Below are 17,924 nucleotides of genomic sequence, written 5' to 3'. Positions count from 1 at the left end.
CCGCGGCGTCGACCCACTATTGCTTGATGTTGTATTGGACTTGTTGGCTGACCCAACCGCTCACACTCAGGCTGATCGCCGGAGTTTTGCCCTGATCTCCGGCCGCGCGTGTCGCTTCCAAGTCTTTGATCCGCGAATCGAGATCACCGGAAGCCTGATCGCCTGCGGCCGCAGCTCGTTTGATATCGTGATCGATATTCGCCGCTAGGCCCGGGTTTGCCCCGCCTACCGAGCCGAGATCCTCGGCAGATGCGGCGGCGCTGAGCGAGCAGGCAGCGGCGACAGCAGCGGCGATGCAGAGAGTTGCGGTGACCGGCTTCATCATGTCCCCCGATGAAAGTCCTGAATGATTATCACGCTTCTCAAACGCAAGCGCTAATAAATTCCGCCGGGCCGATCGGCACGAGAACCCGGCCCCCCGCTTAGGCTCAAACGCGGTTTAATCCCTCCTCGCCCGCACGACATCTCACGTGTTGAGCATGTCGAGCCGCGCCACCATCCCGTCCGACAATTTGAGTTCGGCGGCCGCCAAATTCTCGCGCAGATGCGCCACCGATCCGGTGCCCGGGATCAACAGAATATGTGGCCCGCGACGCAGCAGCCACGCGAGCGCAACCTGCATCGGCGTCGCTCCTAGCTCGGTCGCGATTTCCGACAGCCTCGACGACTGGATCGGCGTGAAGCCGCCGAGCGGGAAGAACGGCACATAGGCGATACCCAGGTTCTCCAATTCGTCCAACAGAGCGTCATCTTCACGATGGACAAGGTTGTAGAGATTCTGCACGCAGACGATATCCGCGAAAGTACGCGCCTGCTTGAGCTGTCCGGAGGTCACATTGCTGAGCCCGATCTGGCGGACGAGCCCTTGCCGCTGGAGTTCGGCCAACGCTTCCATCTGCGCATCGAGCGGACCCTCGATTGGCCGATCAAAGCCGCCGAGCCGAAGGTTCACGACCTCGATCCTGTCGAGCTTGAGGTTCCGAAGGTTGTCATAAACCGCCTGTCTGATGTCGGTCGGCCTGAGCGCCGGAATCCACGAGCCGTCATCTCCTCGCACGGCACCGACTTTGGTCACGATCACGAGGTCGTCCGGATAAGGATGAAGCGCCTCGCAGATGATCTGGTTCGTCACATGCGGCCCATAATAATCGCTGGTGTCGATGTGATTGACACCCGACGCGACAGCCGCTCGCAAAACGGCAATCGCCGCATCGCGATCCTTCGGCGGACCGAACACGCCCGGCCCTGCGAGTCGCATGGCGCCGTAGCCCATGCGGTTCACGGTGCGGTCTCCCAAGGTGAAAGAGCCGGCGGCAGTGATGTCGGTCATGGCAAGGGCTCCGAGGTTTCGGTCAAACGCGGCGAGGCGGTGACAACTATCGCTGGCCCTGCACCGCAAATTCGCGGGCGCAGATGAATCCGCCAATTCTCACGGAACGAAATCCGGCTGCGCAGGCGTGGCCGGTGTAGCAGGAGCCGCTCGAGATGCACCCGACAGGAGTATACGCCCAACGCCCGTAGAGTTAGCCGGCGACCGTATCATTGCGTAATTATGGTTGCGCAATAAGCGATGAAGGATTTGAGGAAGCCTCCCCGAAAAGTGTCCAGCTATTAAATCCCCTTCCGGCATGTCAGCGACGCCTTGAAGTTCCACTCCGTACTTGTCCTGGATTGCGCGCAATATCTCCATCAAACTAACTTTGTCGGCGCGAAGGGTGATAAGTCCTGTCGAGTTATCTTCTTCGAAGGTCACCCCATCTGCCCGTGCTGAAGCAAATCCAGCTACGACGTAGAGAAGCAAGGCAATCGCAAGATGCTTTTTCATATTTTTTGAGATCGCTCGTGATGAAGATTATGTCTCAATAGCATCCGGCGTCGAGCATGCATTTGTCATAGCACCACTTCTGACAGCATTCCTCCGCCCATTTCTTCGCAACCGTCGTATCCCTTCGCGATTTCACCTGCGTGGTCCCAAAGCGATAGCACAATCTCACGTGAAGAACGTCCGGAGCGCATCTGCCGGTAAGCTTTTTCTATAAATGCAGCTTTCCAACATCACGACCTCGCCAGCGAAAACATTGACCGCGCTAATGACTTTGATCTGGCGTGCGGCTCGTAGCGCTGAGTGACGCAAATCATGCGAACCGATCCGGATAAGGGCTAATGACTGTCCCGCTTCGTTGCACCCGTAGCTGTCGATGAGAACAAACACCCGCGTTGCAGCGAAGAATATTTTAAGACGACGAGACACACGTGTCCGCGATGTCCACACGTCAGATCGTGGGGCTTTGCAGCCATTAGCTTTCCGCAGCCGGTGGCACGCTGTATTCCGAATTCGGGATGAGTAACCTCGAGCGACACCGAGGCGAACTGGCGACGTTGCAACGATAAATTCCGGTCTATAGGGTAAACATCGCAGCGCAGACTTTGCGCATAATCCCGCCGGAAATCTCAAGACCGATGCATGAGAACGCGCGCTTTGCGCGCGGCCGCCGAGTTCTCTTCGAACACATTTTTCACAAAAATCGAACGCAAGATTTTACAAGAGAATTTTCTGGATCATTCATACCCATACAGTGGGAAATCTGGAGGAAGACGCTAGCACACGCAGAAGACATCGACGTAAGCGACCCGCGCAACCAGTAATGACAACAGAAAAAGACTGGTAGGACCGCCATGACGGAAACGCTTTCAACCGCCCCCGTGGAAATCTGGGACACACGGGCAGTCTCACAAAACGACTCGTTCGAATATTATCGAGAGTCAGTATGCAAAAGCTTGTTCCCGGCGCTCCCCATTTACGAATCGAAGCAACCGTTCAACGCGCGTCACGAGGCGGTGCTATTAGAGAACGGATTATACGGCAGGCTATACTGCACCCCCTATACAAATGAAAGAAATCCAAAGCATTGCGCAAATACCCCGATCGATGGCTATTTTGTTGTTCAGCAACTTGTCGGGGGCAGCATCCTAACTTGCGGCGAACGGGTAGTTCGCGTCGCCCAAGGTCAGACAGTGGTTGTTGATAGTCGCAAACCCCTCACTGCCGTTATGCAAGGATCTAAGTTCGCAGTCATGAGTGCCATCGGGGTGCCAAGGGAAATATTGAAGCCATGGCAAAGAGAGACTTTGTCCGACGGCGTGGCGACCATTGGCAATCGAACCCCCCTCGCTAACTGCCTCTCGCTCCTCGCTGACTCTATATCATATGCCACACTCGAAGAACTCCAGTGCATTTACGACGCGAGCGTAAAGTTACTCCCCCTCGAGTTTAATTCGAATGGGAAATCCGCTCCAAGCGAGCCGGAGCACTTGCGATCCGAAGCTAACCGGCTGCTTCGCAGAATAATGATCGAAATTGGAAACAATATCCATTCAGATATTTCTCCGAGTGTGATTGCTGCGCACTTCAATATATCGGTGCGCTATCTTCACAAGCTATTCGCTTCAACGGGAACCACCTTCGGCGCTTATGTTTTGGCCAAGCGGTTAGATGGCGTTTATAACGATCTTCGTTGCAGGTCCGAGAAGCATAGTTACATTTCGACAATCGCCAACAAGTGGGGATTCCGGGAAATCACGTCATTCAATCGGGCCTTCAAAAAGCGTTTTGGTCATCCCCCAAAACTGTCGGGACCGCTCTGAAAAAAGGAGCGAACCTCCCACCGCTCCATAGAGCCACTGTCTCGTCAAACGGAACTTCGACGCAATCCCCTCACCTGCGTATCGAATGAGCTTGCAAGAAGTTTTGCATGTTCTTGCTTCGCTTTTGCTGTATATTCCCCTTTTGCGCGTGGAGAATTAAATCGAAGCGAATGGGCGGCAATGTCTAAGTTGCCAGAAACCGAGAGCGGCGCCGGTTCAAGCGACGGCCGACGCACAGCCAGAGATCCCGATACGTCAATTAAAGCCTCCGTTGGAACATCGCGATGGCATCGTCGATGGAGATGTGAGGCATGATTCATCTCATGAAGACGGAAATTGACGGCGGGTGTCAATCAGGGAGCAGCTATCCTGAATCTCTCGACATACCCTTGGTCGCTTATCCTCAAAAACATTATTCCGTCGGCCTAGCCGCGACCAAAAAAGGCCAACTCTCAGGCGCAGCTCGCAACCTCTTGGTTGAATACATAATTTCGCATCTCGACGGCGACCTCAGTCTGACGAAGCTTGGCCAGCTGATAAATCGCAGCCCGTACGATCTTTGTCGCTTATTCAAAAACACCATGGGCACGAGCCCTCATCAATTCATAATCAATAGTCGAATAGCAAAATGCAAAATACTGCTCGCAGCAGGTCGCTTATCTTTGGCTGAAATTAGTTTCCGAACAGGTTTTACGGATCAAAGCCACCTGTCGAGAGTTTTTCGCGCTTCGACAGGCATGACGCCGGGCCGCTATCGTCAATCATACTGCAAGAAGAAAACGAGCTAGTTGGCCGTTGATGGCGACGAAATTAAAAATCCCGAAGACACCGGTCAATGACACTATTTGAGCGTGTCGTAATCAGTTTGCCTCTCCAAACCGCGCAAGGGCAGAGCAGATTCATTTTCGTCTTCCGCCAAACCTTTTTTAAATGACTTTATCCCCTTGGCAACATCGCCCATAAGTTCAGATATCTTGCCGCGTCCGAATAGCAAGAGCGCCACGATCATGAGCAAGAGTATGTGCTGTGCTCCCAAACCCATGTTCCACCTCTCTGCTTTGGAATACGAGAAACCGGACAAGCATGCCTCAAATCAAAGCCGAATAAATCAGACGGGTGGTGCTTTTTATTGGCAACGAGTGAACACTAGGATTCACCCAAACCTACAAGCACGCCCAACAAAAACTGCTCGTCGATTTCATTCAAACCAAGCTCGCGATTCAAAAGACTATCGAAGACTCCTCCGAAGGGACGAGCCGCAAGCCCTAAACTCGTTGCTGCGAGCACCAGATTTTGCGAGATGTGGCCAGCCTCTGCGACCATCATGCGATAGCCACCCTGCCCATACTTGCGTTCGTGTCTTTTGAATCTTCCCGTTAGGCAAATGAATGTGGCAGCACCCGAAACCATTTGCCTCTCCGATGGCAGGACGGATGCTAAAAGCGTATCCCTATCCATCTGGCGATTAACGACATTGAGCGCATGGTCGGGTGCAGAGTAATGATACACCCCTGGCTCATGATCGCTGACGTTGAAGATTATCGGATAAATTTCGACCGCATATAGCGCACCGCTTGACGGATACGCACGCAGTTTGATCTCCCGATCGCGCCAAGGCATCACGCCTGTGATCCCGCAAGCAACGTCAAGCAGCGCATCGAATTTGTTACGGTCTACTGGCTTCCCACTGTAGTCGCGTCGTGATCTGCGCCCTCGTGTGAGTGTGCGAAGCGTTTCGAACGCTTCCATACTTGGCAGATGAGCCTTGCTGAGATCGATCCGGGTCGCATCGTGGTGATCCCGGTATTCGCCGTCACTCGCAAGATTTAAAATCTCTTCTCCAACAATGCCAGGGGCGAAGTATGTGCCTTTCTTTGTGGCAAGGTGTAAGTAGGATCCGATCGGTCGCCCCGATACGTCAATTGCACCGCTGTCCGTCAGCGCCGATAGTATCGAAGCGGCAGCATCACGATATTCTCCCGGCAAAACGTTGAGCACCTGCTGAGCGGTCTTTGTGCCATCAATCTCTCGCACCAAGCTCCAAACGACACTCGAACTATCTGAAATTTCGAGTTGACGTTCTATTCGCCGTAGGATCACACAATCGCGCTGAATATCGCAAAGTGGCTCGGCAGCCGGAACGTGTACGATGCAGTTCCCATCGGAATCTCTCCAAGTTCGGACTCCGACAGAAAATTGAATAACTGCTTCCTGCGCCGCAAGAACTGCCCTCGAAGGAACTTCCGTAACCTTAGTCTGGCGAGGCAAATCTACAACCAGATCCGATCCAAATACGATTTCCGTCCGGATGTATTCACGAACGGAGACGCGCACCACTTCGAGTTTTGGTTTTGACCCGGTGCTCGAGCTTGCCTCAGTCGGTTGACTGTCAAGCTCAGCTTGCATCGGATTTGAAGACGCGCCGCCGACGTCACCTAGCACTTTCTCAATGCTCGCAAGGCGTTCGATATTTTCCGCCCCGCCCCACTGTTTTTGCCCGCCTGCGGGATGTCGGAGCAAATTTTCGCGTGCGGCCGCTTCGCCCCTTAGATCGCCAAGCGTCTGAGACAATGAAAGAGCGGTTTCGAATGCCTGGACTGCTTCTTCGTCTTTGCCGCTGAAATGGAGCGCGTGCCCTAACGCGTTGTTTATGGCGTGCTGCAGGAGAACTTTACTATCCGAGGTCTCCTCGTCCGCGACCGGATCCTGAAGTGTTTGCAGGGCATCACGAAAGAGAAGGACGGCGGTCCTAGGTCTTTGGCCAGCGATGCAACAGTGGGCCAATCGATCAAACATTACAGCACGGGCAAAACTCGAACGAGGACCTAAACCTTCTAGTGTGGCGAGTAGACTCGGCCCCAGGTCGGAGATGTGTAGGCAATTTTCAATCACTGTAAGAACAGCGCCCGACGGCGGTTCATTACTATTTGCAAACGTGTCCCTCAGGCAATGTCCCAGCAAGCCGTACATTTGCCACACGTGTCGATCCAAGGAATGGCCCGCGCGAGCCAACGCATTTTCGAGAAGGGAGCGACAATAGGATAGACAATCTGCTCGACCTCTCAACGCTTGCGTCAGCTCGACGATGCATCGTCGGATTTCTACGTCATTTCCGGCCTTGAAAGCAGCGTCGAGTGCCTTGCGGTGCCAAACCTCCGCTTCCGCCTCGCGCGATGTGGAGCCTAGGACGTCGGCCAAAGCTGAGCTACAGGCAGCGATCGCTCGGATCTCTCCAGTTGCCTCCATAAGCTCCAAAGCAACGCGGTATTCATTTTCCGCCTCTGAATAGCGGCCCGCACTTTGGTACGCTACGCCAAGATGATGATGCACGATGGCCAGCGGAGTTCGGTCCCCAACTTGGCTGAAAAGCGATATCGCCGTCTTAAAGCTCGATGTCGCCTCCTCGAGCATTCCCTCGCGAAGGAACATCGAGCCGAGCCGATCGGTATCAACGGCTTCGGCCCGCTTATCTCCAATGCTTCGCCCGATTTTAATGGCCGCGAGAAAGCAACTTCGGGCCTGAACAAATTCACCGATACAGCGCAACGCTTCGCCCAGGTCGGACTGAAGGGTCGCTTGTAAAGAGTGAACTCCAGGCGTCGCTGGCAGCTTTCTGGAAATTGCGATCGCCTGCTCAAACTGTTCGATCGCCAAGGCGAATGAGCCCTCCGCGAGGAAGCACCGACCGATTTGATCCATGGTCGTTGCTCGCGCGAAACTCGGGCTCGCGTCCAATGCCCCCAATATCTCCGCAAAGACCCTTCGCGCCGCCACCGGGTCACCAGCATTGAAAAGCTGCTGCGCTCTTTCCGCCCGCTGAAGATATTCTGACTTGCTGTTCCGGGAAGCATAGGCAGCGCCATGATCGCTGCCACCTCCCTGCTTCTTTGCTTTTTTATGCGTCATACCTGTCGCGCCACGGATCTTATCGAGAGAACTCGCATATATACGTCGTCAACCTCGATGTGGACAGAAATGACTTGAATTGCGAACGGGGGCCGCAACAGCCGGCCCCCGAAGCCCACAATACTTATTGAAACTGCACCGCTATGGCCGCAGGACGTATTGTGGAGCGGTCGACATTCCGTTGTGACAGCACGATGTCAGGAATGCCGGACGGTACGGATTGCCTTGGCTGTTCATGCCACGATTGATGATGTCTGTGTCGTTGCCCCAGGCCTTGCCCTGAATTCTTGCAAGCAGGTTGTCTCGAGACTTCACTGCTTTGGCAATGATCCGATCGACATTGACGCCCACAAGCTTTCTGTTCCAGTAAACCATTTTGCCCGCGATCATGACGTGCTTGACAGCGCTGGTGTCCATCAAGGTAACCACTGTGCCATAGGCATTATTCATGGGCTGATAGTTTATGTTGTCGTATTCCAGCATGACGATATCGGCTTCCTTGCCGGGCGTGAGCGTCCCAACTTTTTGGCCCAAACCGCTTCCGACAGCGCCTGCGATCGTCATCATCTCTGCCGCTTGCCGAGTTGTTATAAGCTGCGGTATCGGGAGATTTCCTGGGTCGCTTGCCGCCGAATATGCCAGATCGTTTGCGAGGCCACGCTGAAGGCAGAAAGCGCCTCTCATGAGAGAAAATGGATCTGCCGTCATGTTCGTATCGACGTCTGGACTGAGACTTGGCAGAATCCCGTGATTGAGACACAGCTGGAATGGTGGCATGCCGTGCCGCATTTGCTGCTCGATGAGAACTGCAATGGAAATATGTCCGCCATTGTCGGCCCAGATCTTCATCGCTTCCGATGTTGCTGGCGCGGGATAACCCAAACCACCATAGCTTAACTGTGCAATGGAATTGTCCTGCCACCGAACACAGTGCACAAGGGTTATGTCGTCAAACGGCGCGAGCTTTGCCAGTAGTGCCTTCTTGGGAATAGTTGCGTCACCGACGTTGTGCGCATTGATGTAAGCGCCGAACTGACGAGCCAGCTCGATGCCCGTCATGTTCTTATATGAACCCGGAAGATTGGCTAGCGGAACGACGCCTCCCGCGAATCCAAGGGTTACAAGTTGGTCCTTTGAAGAGAAGTACTTTTTCGCAATGCGTTCGAGGCCGGTGACCTGGCCTGTCGTGAACGGAACGGTTGCATCAGGAAATTCGTACGCTCCCGTAGGAATATTGTATGGGACGGCTTTTACCGCCGGTGGAACCGCTTGATTCGCATTCCTATTGATCCCGTTGCTGTAATCGAACAACGTGCGCCGCCCGGAGTCGAAGCACGCCTGAATCATTGCGTCGGTATGCTGAGGCGTGTGGCTGCACTGAGACGTGTCTGTGCCGCAGGTGATGCCCTGCGTAATCTGACTGAGACAAGCAATAAGCTCAGCGTTGTAACAATCCTCGGGATCGTAAGGTGACCGACCTAAATCCCATTGCGGATTAGCTGCCGGCCCAATGCGGCCTGCCGTCCATATGCTCTGCACGACGGTGGTGTAGGATTCATAGATGTTCTGCGCCGTCGACGTCGGCTGGGTATCCGGATCTCCGCCGATAATGATGAGACCATCCGAGATCAAGCTGCGCTGTACGGCTTCGTATTGGTGGTTGTGAGTACTAACGAAGCCAGGCATGACGATCATGCCCGTGCAATCTACAACGTGACTAGCACCCCCGAGATTAGGGCCCACAGCAAGGATCTTTTTGCCTTGGATTAGGACATCTGCCTTTTGGAAATCGCCAACAGCGGGATCCAAGGAGAGAACGACCCCGCCTTTGAGAAGGGTTTTATCTTTAGAATTTTTAGGCGGCGCGCCGCGCCCTTGAGCTTCAGCCTCAGATATACCGGCCTTCAGGCCGAGCCCGGCGAGTGAGAGCCCACCTACTGCCGTTGTTCCCAGAAATCCGCGACGAGAGAGATTTAAGATCGACTCTTCCTGCGATTTGGTTTTCGCCATGGTCTCCTCCTAGTGCTTTTTATTGTTTTCGTTATTGTTTTTCGTAGGCATTCGAGCAAACAGCGCAGCCCCGCACCCGCGGTTCTCCGTCAATCGATCCGCGTGCAATTGATTGGCCAGCAGTCCGCGATCACGCACTGCGGGAGTGCGTGTGCATAGGCCAACCGGGTTAGACCGATCAGCCTGTATTAATCGCCGAAGGTGGCGGTTGCTCAATAGGCGTACTGCGCAACTCTTTGATCACCAGTGAACCAGGATTGCGAGAGCGACCAAATTCGGCTTCCGGCAATTCATTCGAACTGGCCTCACCACATTGAAGGAAAACGCAAATAGCGCATCTGCTAGCAGCGAGTGACAAAGACGAACAAACGCCCTCCGGACAGCTACGCAGCAAAACAATTCTTTCTGTCACTGGGACTTAGACGGCGCACAATCGTTTCATTGCGGAAATGCCCCGAATTCACTCCCAATATCGGAAACTCTTTTTTCCCGTCTCATCTGATTGGAATTATTCCGGGTCGCGCAGGATCTTAAGCCGTCATGCAAATGAATTCACAGCGCAGTTCGATTCCGCATTGCGCGAGGTCGAACTCGACTCGCTGCCAACAGAAGTGGAGCGGATTCACGCTTCCATCTAATCCGAGACGACGACACCCACTCATCTGCTCACGTAGCCCCTCTCCTTACCCGTTCGCCTCAATCGAGCAGATCAAGGCCGTCCAGGGGATGGTCGCTGCCGAGCAGCCGAACCAGCGCAAGCCCCACACAACGAAGGGCTAAAACTCCAAGGACCGTGATGTCTCCAAGTTCGACATCCGAACGACTTCGGGAGCGTCTGCCCCGTTTAATCGGTTTGTTCTCGTTTTGAACGGGTTGAAGCGGGGTCAGGACCATGCGAAAAGCCCAATGATTCCAGGCTTCGCGGGCGTAGTTCAATGGTAGAACGGCAGCTTCCCAAGCTGCATACGAGGGTTCGATTCCCTTCGCCCGCTCCAAGGATTCAAATGGCCTAGCTCAAATCGTTGCTGCCAGTCCGACTTTTGAGCTGCTTTCGTTCGCTCCGACCCATCCGCGACATTTGCGTACTGCGCTCAAACTCTATCGTTCCGTGCGCACGGGCGCCCGTTTTACGTTCTCCGGAACGTGACTATGCAGCCCGCTGCCAATCTTCGATGATCAGCTTGTACATCGCGCACGCAGCTTCGATCCTGTCTACGCTGCACCATTCGTCCGTCTGGTGTGCGAGAAAAGGTTCGCCCGGACCGAGCAGGACCGTCGGCGCGAGGTCGAAGGCTTCGCGCAGTATCGCGCCATCGGTAAAGAAAGTCGCCGCTCTCGGCTTTTGACTTTCGCCCGTCAGCGATTGAACGAGTCGCTCGACGCGCTTGACCCGGGGATCGTCGATATCGGTCGCCAAGCTCGGGACGGAGAGCTGCTGCGAAATATCGATGTCGGGGCCGATTGCGCTCGCGATCTGTTTCAGAATGCGATTCGTGCTTCTAGGCCATACGGTTCTGAGATCGAAGAGGGCTGCAGGCGTCCGCGGCCCGGTCGCCGCCGGCGTCATGACAGCCACGCCCTCAGCCCTAAACTCATGAAGCGCTCGATGTGCGCCATCACCATCCCCCGCCAGGTGGCGATAGACATTGACGATGAGGTGCCGGACACCGACGCCGCATTGGTCCCGGCCGGTGGCAACGGCATCGCTTTCGGGACCATCGCCTGCGTATTCGATGAATCAGCACCGAAAAGCGGTGTGCTCTTCTGTGTTGGCAATTGCCGGATTAACGCTATTAGCCATTTAAAAAAATACTTTTTGGGACGGATAACGCATCGTCTCTATACTGCCCGAATAGACGGGGGACACTTGGAGAAATAACCAAGGAGTCCAAAGATGAAATATATTCTTGCCACTGCGGCCGCCACACTTCTCTTGGGCGCGGCGACTCTTCCCGCGACAGCTGAAGATATGCCAGCCGCAAACGGTTCATCTCATTCCATGGGCGACAGCGGCAAGCTTCCGGCGAGCGGCGCCGTCAGCGGCCGCGTTCCGGATATGGGCGCCGGCACAGGCTCGAGCACCGGCACGGATGGCACCGCCCACAGAATGGGGGACGACGGGAAACTCCCTGCAACGAACTCCATGAGCAACGAGGTACCTAAAATGACCTCGCCAGACGCTACAGATAAGTAACGAATTCCAAGCTCATCCTCGCCATCGCAATTGTAATCGGCGCCTCGTCCCGAAGCGAGGAGGCCGATTGCAGGCATCGCTTCAACAGACTTTTTTTCGAAGTTCGAGAGGTTCGTCATGACAGCCAGACCAATGCCAGAGACGCGTTCGGAAGCGGCAGATCCCAGTTGGTGGGGCGCTATTCTCGTCGGCGCCATCTTCATCTTTGCCGGTATCTTCGTTCTCGGCGATGTCGTTGCAGCGACCGTTATCAGCGCCTTTCTCATCGGCATTCTGCTCGCCGTCGCGGGAGTGGCCGAGGTATTTCAGGCCTTCTCCGCGCAGCATTGGCGCGGCTTCGCTTTCAGAATTCTCGTCGGACTGCTGTACGTAGTCTGCGGGCTGATGCTCATAGCGGATCCTGCGCGAGCCTCCATCATTATCACTTTTGTATTTGCGGTATCGCTGATTGCCTCCGGATTCGTACGCATCTTCCAGGCGTTTCAGTACTGGGAATGGTTCGGCTCGCTTCTGCTTATCTCAGGCATCGTCGGCATCGTTGCGGGTCTTGTCATACTCGCGCAATGGCCAGTTAGCGGCTTGTGGGTCCTGGGTCTTCTGGTCGGCATCGATCTCTTGCTCCATGGAGTGTGGTGGATCTCGCTCGGCGGCCGCTTGCGGCGCGAAAGAAATTCTGTGCCGGCGTAACGCCGTCGACAGCTAAGTGTTGCGGTCCGGCAGGCGGGCGAAGAGTTTTTGGGTCCAGCGTGAGCGACGATGGCTGCTAAAAATTCTAAGGCCCGCCGGAAAGCCGGCCGAGAGTCCTGTTCGATCGACCTCGCCTTGCAGGGCGGCGGATCTCACGGCGCCTTTACGTGGGGGGTCTTGGATCGCCTGCTTGAGGAAGGCTGGCTCAATATCGACGGCATTTCCGGCACGTCTGCCGGCGCCATGAATGCTGCCGTTCTCGTTGATGGTCACGCCGAAGGCGGCGCTGCAGGAGCGCGCGCCGCCTTGGAAAAATACTGGCGCAATGTATCACACGCCGCTTTGCTCAGTCCGTTCCAGCGAACGCCGCTCGACGTGATACTCGGACGCTGGACGCTCGACACGTCCCCGGCGTTCGTCGCGATGGATCTGATGTCTCGCGTGTTCTCGCCTTACGACTTGAACCCGGCAGGATCGAATCCGCTTCACGATATCCTGCTCGAAAACATCGATTTCAACCGGCTGGCGCGCGCGCCGATCAAGCTGTTCGTCACGGCGACCAATGTGCGAACGGGCAAGGGCCGCGTGTTTCGAAACGCCGATATCTCTCCTGAGGTCCTCCTCGCGTCCGCGTGCCTGCCGACGCTCTTTCAGGCCGTCGATATCAATGGCGAAAGCTATTGGGACGGCGGCTATTCCGGCAACCCGACGATCACACCGCTCGTCCGCGAATGCACATCCAAAGATACGATCCTTATTCAGATCAATCCGATTGAACGGCCCGAAATACCTCAATCCGCGCGCGATATTCTCAATCGGCTTAACGAGGTTTCGTTCAATTCCGTTCTGATGAAGGAATTGCGCATGATTGCGATTTTGCGGCAGGTGGCCAACACGGGCGGCTGCGAGGGCGCCCTTTGGGCCGGTATGCGTATTCATCGCATTTCGAGTGAAGCGATGGTCGCGCTCGGCTATTCCTCCAAGCTCAATGCCGAGTGGGCGTTTCTGTGCATGCTGCGCGATGAAGGGCGCCGCGCGGCAGAAGCATTTCTTGAGAAGGACGGAAGAAACCTAGGCAAACGGTCATCATTCGACCTCGATACCCTTCTCGAAGGAGTATGACGCAGTGGGTCTTATCGGCATTCTGATCGGCCTGGGCCTGCTCGTATATTTTGCTTTCCGGGGCTGGAGCGTCCTCTTGCTCGCGCCCGCTGCTGCCCTCATTGCCGCTGCGTTCGCAGGCGAGCCGCTGCTCGCCAATTGGACGCAAACCTTCATGGGGAGCGCAGCGCAATTCCTGGCGCAGTTCTTCCCGATCTTTCTGCTGGGCGCGCTTTTCGGCAAGCTGATGGAAGACAGCGGCTCGGTCGCCGCCATTTCCGGTTTCATGACGAAGAAGCTCGGAGCGAAGCGCGCCATACTCGCTGTTGTCCTGGCCGGCGCGATCGTTACCTACGGCGGCGTCAGCCTTTTCGTGGCGTTCTTTGTATTGGCGCCGATGGCGCGAGCGTTGTTTCATGACGCCGGGATTCCACTTCGGCTGATGCCGGCGGCGATCGTGCTCGGTACATCGACTTTCACCATGTCCGCGTTGCCGGGAACACCCGCGATCCAGAACGCAATCCCGATGCCGTTCTTCGGCACCACTCCGTTCGCCGCGCCCGGCCTCGGCATTATCGCGTCAGCTATCATGCTCGGCTTCGGCCTGTGGTGGCTCAAGCGCGCCGAAAACTCAGCACGTCGCTCCGATGAAAGCGGCGGTGCTCCGAGTGAAGACGTCGATGCAGCAGTAAGCAATGAACGTGTGCGCGAACTTGCAACGACCGCACGCGAATTCGATCCCGCCGAAATCCATCGAGGCCATCGCAGTGAAGCCTTGCCGCCGATCGCCTTGGCGGCGCTGCCTCTGATCGTGGTCGTCAGCGTCAACTTTATGATGTCGATGTTCGTCCTGCCGCGCTTGAACGCCGCTTTCTTGGCCGATCCCCGCTGGGGTTCGACATCTCTTTCGGCCGTCGGCGGCGTATGGGCGGTGGTCGTCGCGCTCTTCAGCGCGATTTTGACGCTCGTCTTCATCAACCGGGCACGCCTGCCAGCACTCCGCGAGAGCATGGATGCGGGAGCCAATGCCTCAGTCTTGCCCGCCTTCAGCGTGGCAAGCCTCGTGGGCTTTGGTGCAGTCGTGGCGGCGCTACCGGCCTTTGCGATCGTACGAGATTGGGTTCTATCGATCGGTGGCAGTCCGCTCGTCTCCCTCGCCGTCGCCACCAACATTCTTTCCGCATTGACAGGATCGGCGTCGGGCGGATTGACGATTGCGCTCGATGCGCTTGGCCCGACCTATATGACTCTCGCCGCACAACACGGGATCGATCCGGCGCTTCTGCACCGCGTCGCCGTGATAGGCTCAGGAACTCTCGACAGCCTGCCGCACAACGGCGCCGTCGTATCGCTTCTCGCGGTCTGCGGAACGACGCATCGCGAAAGCTATTTTGACATCGTCATGGTCGCAATCGTTGGCGCAATCATTGCCTTGGCGGCAGTGATTGTTCTGGGTTCGGCGTTTGGAACATTCTGATGAGTTCCTCGCCACCTGCCGACGCGCGGATCCAGTTGCATAGGAGGCACAAGGCAATGCGCCCGATCGTCGACCCGCGCCAAGGTGATGTCGAGGACGACGCATCAAGTACCAAACGGCGCACGCTCATTTCGTTGGCCGGAAGTCTATTGGCAGAAATCAGCTTGCCTAAACTCATAGCCGCGTGGGCAATTTTGATTGTCTTGCCTGCTTTGCTGCTCGGAGCCGGGCCACTGCTCGCATCGATCTGGTTCAGTTCCGTCTCGTCGAAAGCGGCTGAAATTTTTACGGGCCTGTTGGCTCCCGTCCTTTTGGCAATCCTTATTGCCATTGGATGGTTTGGCGGCAAGCCGCTGTGGCGCCTCATCGAGGCGAACTTCTGGTCATTGAACGCGCTCGCGGTCCAACCAGCTTATGCACTGTCGCGCGAAGCGCTGCGTCAACTCGCGGAGCGCTTTCTGCCGGCTGATGTCGATCAACGCACGCGCGACATCGCACGCGCCGTCAGCGCCGCCGTATCGGGCCTGTTGATTTGCGGCGTGTCGGTATGGATGATCGCGCTCGCTTGGCCGAACACGCGCTGGACTGGGTCTCTAGCCGATCTCTCGTCCCCATCAAGTCTTGCGCACATCGCACTTCACAATAGCATCGTCATAGTCGCCGCCTATCTGGCCATCGCTGGATTGGTTTGGGGTCTGGCCGACACCCTCATGCCGCAACCTCGCGATCTTCCGCGCTATGCGCAAGCTCCGGCGACGGGACCAATTTGGCGGGTGGCGCATCTTTCCGACATTCACGTCGTCGGAGAGAGATACGGCTTTCGCATCGAGGGCGGACGATCCGGTCCGAAAGGCAACGAACGCTTGAAGCAAACGCTGGCGAAGCTCGACGCAGAACATCGAGAGCGTCCCCTCGATATCATCCTGATCACCGGAGACATAACGGATGCAGGACGCTCACCGGAATGGGCGGAATTCATCGAAGCGCTGTCGCCGTACCCGCATTTGGCGGCATTGACGGTCATTCTCCCCGGAAATCACGACCTCAACGTCGTAGACCGCGCCAATCCCGCCCGCCTGGATTTGCCGACGAGCCCCAAGCGGCGTCTGCGTGAGATCCGGGCACTCTCGACGATGGCGAGTCTACAAGGCAAGCGCGTGCACGTTGTCGATGACACGACGGGAAAACTGGGCGCTACGCTGGAAGAATTCCTCGCGCCCCACGCTGAAAAGATCATCGAATTCTCAGACCGGGGAACAGTGCGCCTGGCGTGGGATCTGGCGGGACTGTGGCCTGAAGCGTTTCCCATGGTGCTGCCTCCGGAAAAGGAGGACGGGATCGGCGTCATACTTCTCGATTCAACCGCTGAGACGCATTTCTCATTCACAAACGCGCTCGGCTTGGTAACGCAGGAACAGACACGCGCAATTGAGAAAGTCACCGCGCAATTTCCGAACGCCAGGTGGATACTCGCGCTCCACCATCACATGATCGAATATCCGAAGGCCGCGAAGGCAATCTCCGAACGTGTCGGCACCGCGCTCGTCAATGGGACCTGGTTCGTGCGTCGCATGCAGCAACTATCAGACAAAGCGGTTGTCATGCACGGCCATCGACATATCGACTGGATCGGCATGTGCGGCGGCCTCGTCATCGTCTCCGCGCCATCGCCCGTGATGGACGTGACGAACGACCGGGACACCTATTTCTACATCCACAATCTCGGCATCGACGCGAAAGGGAAACTCGCATTATTCGAACCCGAACGCATAGATCTGCAGGCGGAAAATGATTTGTCCGCCGCGACTGCTACGCCCAATTAGCTCGGGGCGCTCCGAAAAGGTCGGCAATCCATCGCGTCGACGGATGCTCCTCGCAAAGCGTCAGCAGCGCGATCACAATCGGAACGCCGATGAAGGCTCCGGAAAGGCCCCAAAGATAGGTCCAGAAGAAGACCGCGAACAAAACGACAAAGGGCGAAATCGACAACGCGTTGCCGACAAACCGCGGCTCGAGATAGCTGCCGACCACGAATTGAATGACGTTGAGACACGCGAAGACAAGAACCGCCATCTGCCAAGATTCAAACTGCGCCATGGCGAACACCGTCGGAAAAACAGTCGCGATCAGCGGGCCTATGAACGGGATGAAGTTCAGCGCAAATGCGATGACGCCCCATTCCGGTGCAAGCGGCAGCCCCGCCAGAAACGCAAACGCCCACACAAGCAATCCGGTAACGACGCTCATCAGCGTCCGTACCAGCATGTACCGCCGCAGCTTGATGGCTGTCTTCGCGCCGCCAGCAAGCAGCACTTCGCCGATTTTTCCGTGCTTCCAGCCTTGGAGTTTAACGCGCGCGTCGTCCACCTCCAGCAACCCCAGCAAAACGTAGATGAAGACGATAACTGAGAAGCTGACGGCAGTATTGAGGCCCGCAGTGACCTGCTGGGCGAAGCGGATCAATTGGTCGACGCTGAAATAACTCGCCCACAGCCCGGAAAGCTCAATGCCATGACTTTCGAGCCATGCGGCAATCGAGCGATAAAGCGAATGAAGCCGTTCGGCATCGCTGGCGACGAATCGGGCGACGCGAGCCGTCGCCCAACCGACCAGCGACGCAAAAACGAACACCACGAAAATGGTCGCCGCCATGGTCAATGCGAGGGCGACAAGCTGCGGAACGCGCGTCTGCAAGCCCTTCTGTAGCGGCCACGCGATCGCCATGATGAAGAGAGCGAAAGCCAGCGGTGCGAATACCGCCTGCGCCAGCGAAAGCGCGCCAGCGACCAGCACAACGGTGCACACGCCGAGCATCGCAAGAAGCGTTCGGCTAGCCGGAGACTGAGATGAGGGTTCAGGCGCGGTCACGGAGAAAGTCTGAGCTTGCAACTTCCAGCGGTCAAG

At 56.3% G+C, this 17,924-nt stretch carries 16 protein-coding genes and 1 tRNA gene; 8 read left to right on the top strand and 9 right to left on the bottom strand.

What is annotated here, in order from left to right:
• Positions 1-16: 16 nt before the first annotated feature.
• The 3 genes from K2Q04_RS03655 to K2Q04_RS03645 all read right to left on the bottom strand — a co-directional run bounded on the left by K2Q04_RS03655 (position 17) and on the right by K2Q04_RS03645 (position 1,825).
• Positions 17-322, bottom strand: a complete 306-nt coding sequence (locus K2Q04_RS03655; protein WP_291159378.1) for a hypothetical protein — start codon at positions 320-322, stop codon at positions 17-19.
• 144 nt (positions 323-466) lie between these two features.
• Complete coding sequence (locus K2Q04_RS03650) at positions 467-1,330, bottom strand: aldo/keto reductase family oxidoreductase (protein ID WP_291159375.1); 864 nt, start codon at positions 1,328-1,330, stop codon at positions 467-469.
• 99 nt (positions 1,331-1,429) lie between these two features.
• Positions 1,430-1,825, bottom strand: a complete 396-nt coding sequence (locus tag K2Q04_RS03645) for a hypothetical protein (RefSeq protein WP_291159373.1) — start codon at positions 1,823-1,825, stop codon at positions 1,430-1,432.
• Between the two features lie 851 nt (positions 1,826-2,676).
• Here K2Q04_RS03645 and K2Q04_RS03640 point away from each other — a divergent pair.
• Entirely contained in the window at positions 2,677-3,645 is a 969-nt protein-coding gene (locus tag K2Q04_RS03640; protein WP_291159370.1) for a helix-turn-helix domain-containing protein, read from the top strand.
• Between the two features lie 311 nt (positions 3,646-3,956).
• A complete protein-coding gene (locus K2Q04_RS03635) occupies positions 3,957-4,433 on the top strand; it encodes an AraC family transcriptional regulator (RefSeq protein WP_291159367.1) in 477 nt (158 codons plus the stop codon).
• Between the two features lie 53 nt (positions 4,434-4,486).
• Here the strand turns inward: K2Q04_RS03635 and tatA are convergent, their stop codons facing one another.
• The 3 genes from tatA to K2Q04_RS03620 form a co-directional block, all read right to left on the bottom strand.
• The gene (gene tatA, locus K2Q04_RS03630) at positions 4,487-4,687 is read right to left on the bottom strand and encodes a twin-arginine translocase TatA/TatE family subunit (protein WP_291159364.1); all 201 of its coding nucleotides are present in this window, start codon (positions 4,685-4,687) and stop codon (positions 4,487-4,489) included.
• Positions 4,688-4,791: 104 nt separating this feature from the next.
• Positions 4,792-7,551, bottom strand: coding sequence for a SagB family peptide dehydrogenase (locus tag K2Q04_RS03625; RefSeq protein ID WP_291159361.1), 2,760 nt, complete (start codon positions 7,549-7,551; stop codon positions 4,792-4,794).
• 141 nt (positions 7,552-7,692) lie between these two features.
• Positions 7,693-9,561: an amidohydrolase family protein gene (locus K2Q04_RS03620; RefSeq protein ID WP_291159358.1), complete on the bottom strand. Its 1,869-nt coding sequence runs from the start codon at positions 9,559-9,561 to the stop codon at positions 7,693-7,695.
• Positions 9,562-10,482: 921 nt separating this feature from the next.
• Between K2Q04_RS03620 and K2Q04_RS03615 the strand changes: the two genes are divergently transcribed.
• Positions 10,483-10,556, top strand: a tRNA-Gly gene (locus tag K2Q04_RS03615).
• Positions 10,557-10,708: 152 nt separating this feature from the next.
• On the opposite strand, the gene K2Q04_RS03610 is transcribed toward K2Q04_RS03615, so the two are convergent.
• Positions 10,709-11,128: a M20/M25/M40 family metallo-hydrolase gene (locus K2Q04_RS03610; RefSeq protein WP_291159759.1), complete on the bottom strand. Its 420-nt coding sequence runs from the start codon at positions 11,126-11,128 to the stop codon at positions 10,709-10,711.
• 39 nt (positions 11,129-11,167) lie between these two features.
• On the opposite strand from K2Q04_RS03610, the gene K2Q04_RS03605 reads away from it, so the two are divergent.
• Positions 11,168-11,440, top strand: a complete 273-nt coding sequence (locus K2Q04_RS03605) for a hypothetical protein (RefSeq protein ID WP_291159355.1) — start codon at positions 11,168-11,170, stop codon at positions 11,438-11,440.
• Positions 11,441-11,553: 113 nt separating this feature from the next.
• Here the strand turns inward: K2Q04_RS03605 and K2Q04_RS03600 are convergent, their stop codons facing one another.
• Complete coding sequence (locus K2Q04_RS03600; RefSeq protein ID WP_291159353.1) at positions 11,554-11,874, bottom strand: hypothetical protein; 321 nt, start codon at positions 11,872-11,874, stop codon at positions 11,554-11,556.
• On the opposite strand from K2Q04_RS03600, the gene K2Q04_RS03595 reads away from it, so the two are divergent.
• The 4 genes from K2Q04_RS03595 (at position 11,873) to K2Q04_RS03580 (ending at position 16,843) form a co-directional block, all read left to right on the top strand.
• Positions 11,873-12,442: an HdeD family acid-resistance protein gene (locus K2Q04_RS03595; RefSeq protein WP_291159350.1), complete on the top strand. Its 570-nt coding sequence runs from the start codon at positions 11,873-11,875 to the stop codon at positions 12,440-12,442. The two genes, K2Q04_RS03600 and K2Q04_RS03595, sit on opposite strands and share 2 nt — an antisense overlap.
• 69 nt (positions 12,443-12,511) lie before the next feature.
• Positions 12,512-13,564 (top strand): patatin-like phospholipase family protein, encoded by a 1,053-nt coding sequence (locus K2Q04_RS03590; protein WP_291159346.1) that lies wholly within the window; start codon positions 12,512-12,514, stop codon positions 13,562-13,564.
• A gap of 4 nt (positions 13,565-13,568) precedes the next feature.
• A complete protein-coding gene (locus K2Q04_RS03585) occupies positions 13,569-15,020 on the top strand; it encodes a GntP family permease (RefSeq protein ID WP_291159343.1) in 1,452 nt (483 codons plus the stop codon).
• A 56-nt stretch (positions 15,021-15,076) separates the two neighbouring features.
• Positions 15,077-16,843 carry a metallophosphoesterase gene (locus K2Q04_RS03580; protein WP_291159341.1) on the top strand — a complete coding sequence of 589 codons (1,767 nt, stop codon included), beginning with the start codon at positions 15,077-15,079 and terminating at the stop codon, positions 16,841-16,843.
• Here the strand turns inward: K2Q04_RS03580 and K2Q04_RS03575 are convergent.
• Positions 16,830-17,888, bottom strand: a complete 1,059-nt coding sequence (locus K2Q04_RS03575) for an AI-2E family transporter (RefSeq protein ID WP_366935737.1) — start codon at positions 17,886-17,888, stop codon at positions 16,830-16,832. The two genes, K2Q04_RS03580 and K2Q04_RS03575, sit on opposite strands and share 14 nt — an antisense overlap.
• Positions 17,889-17,924: the final 36 nt, after the last annotated feature.

Origin of the sequence: Hyphomicrobium sp. (genome assembly GCF_019753045.1) — a bacterium.
Classification (GTDB): domain Bacteria; phylum Pseudomonadota; class Alphaproteobacteria; order Rhizobiales; family Hyphomicrobiaceae; genus Hyphomicrobium_B.
This window is presented reverse-complemented; position numbering and strand designations above follow the sequence as displayed.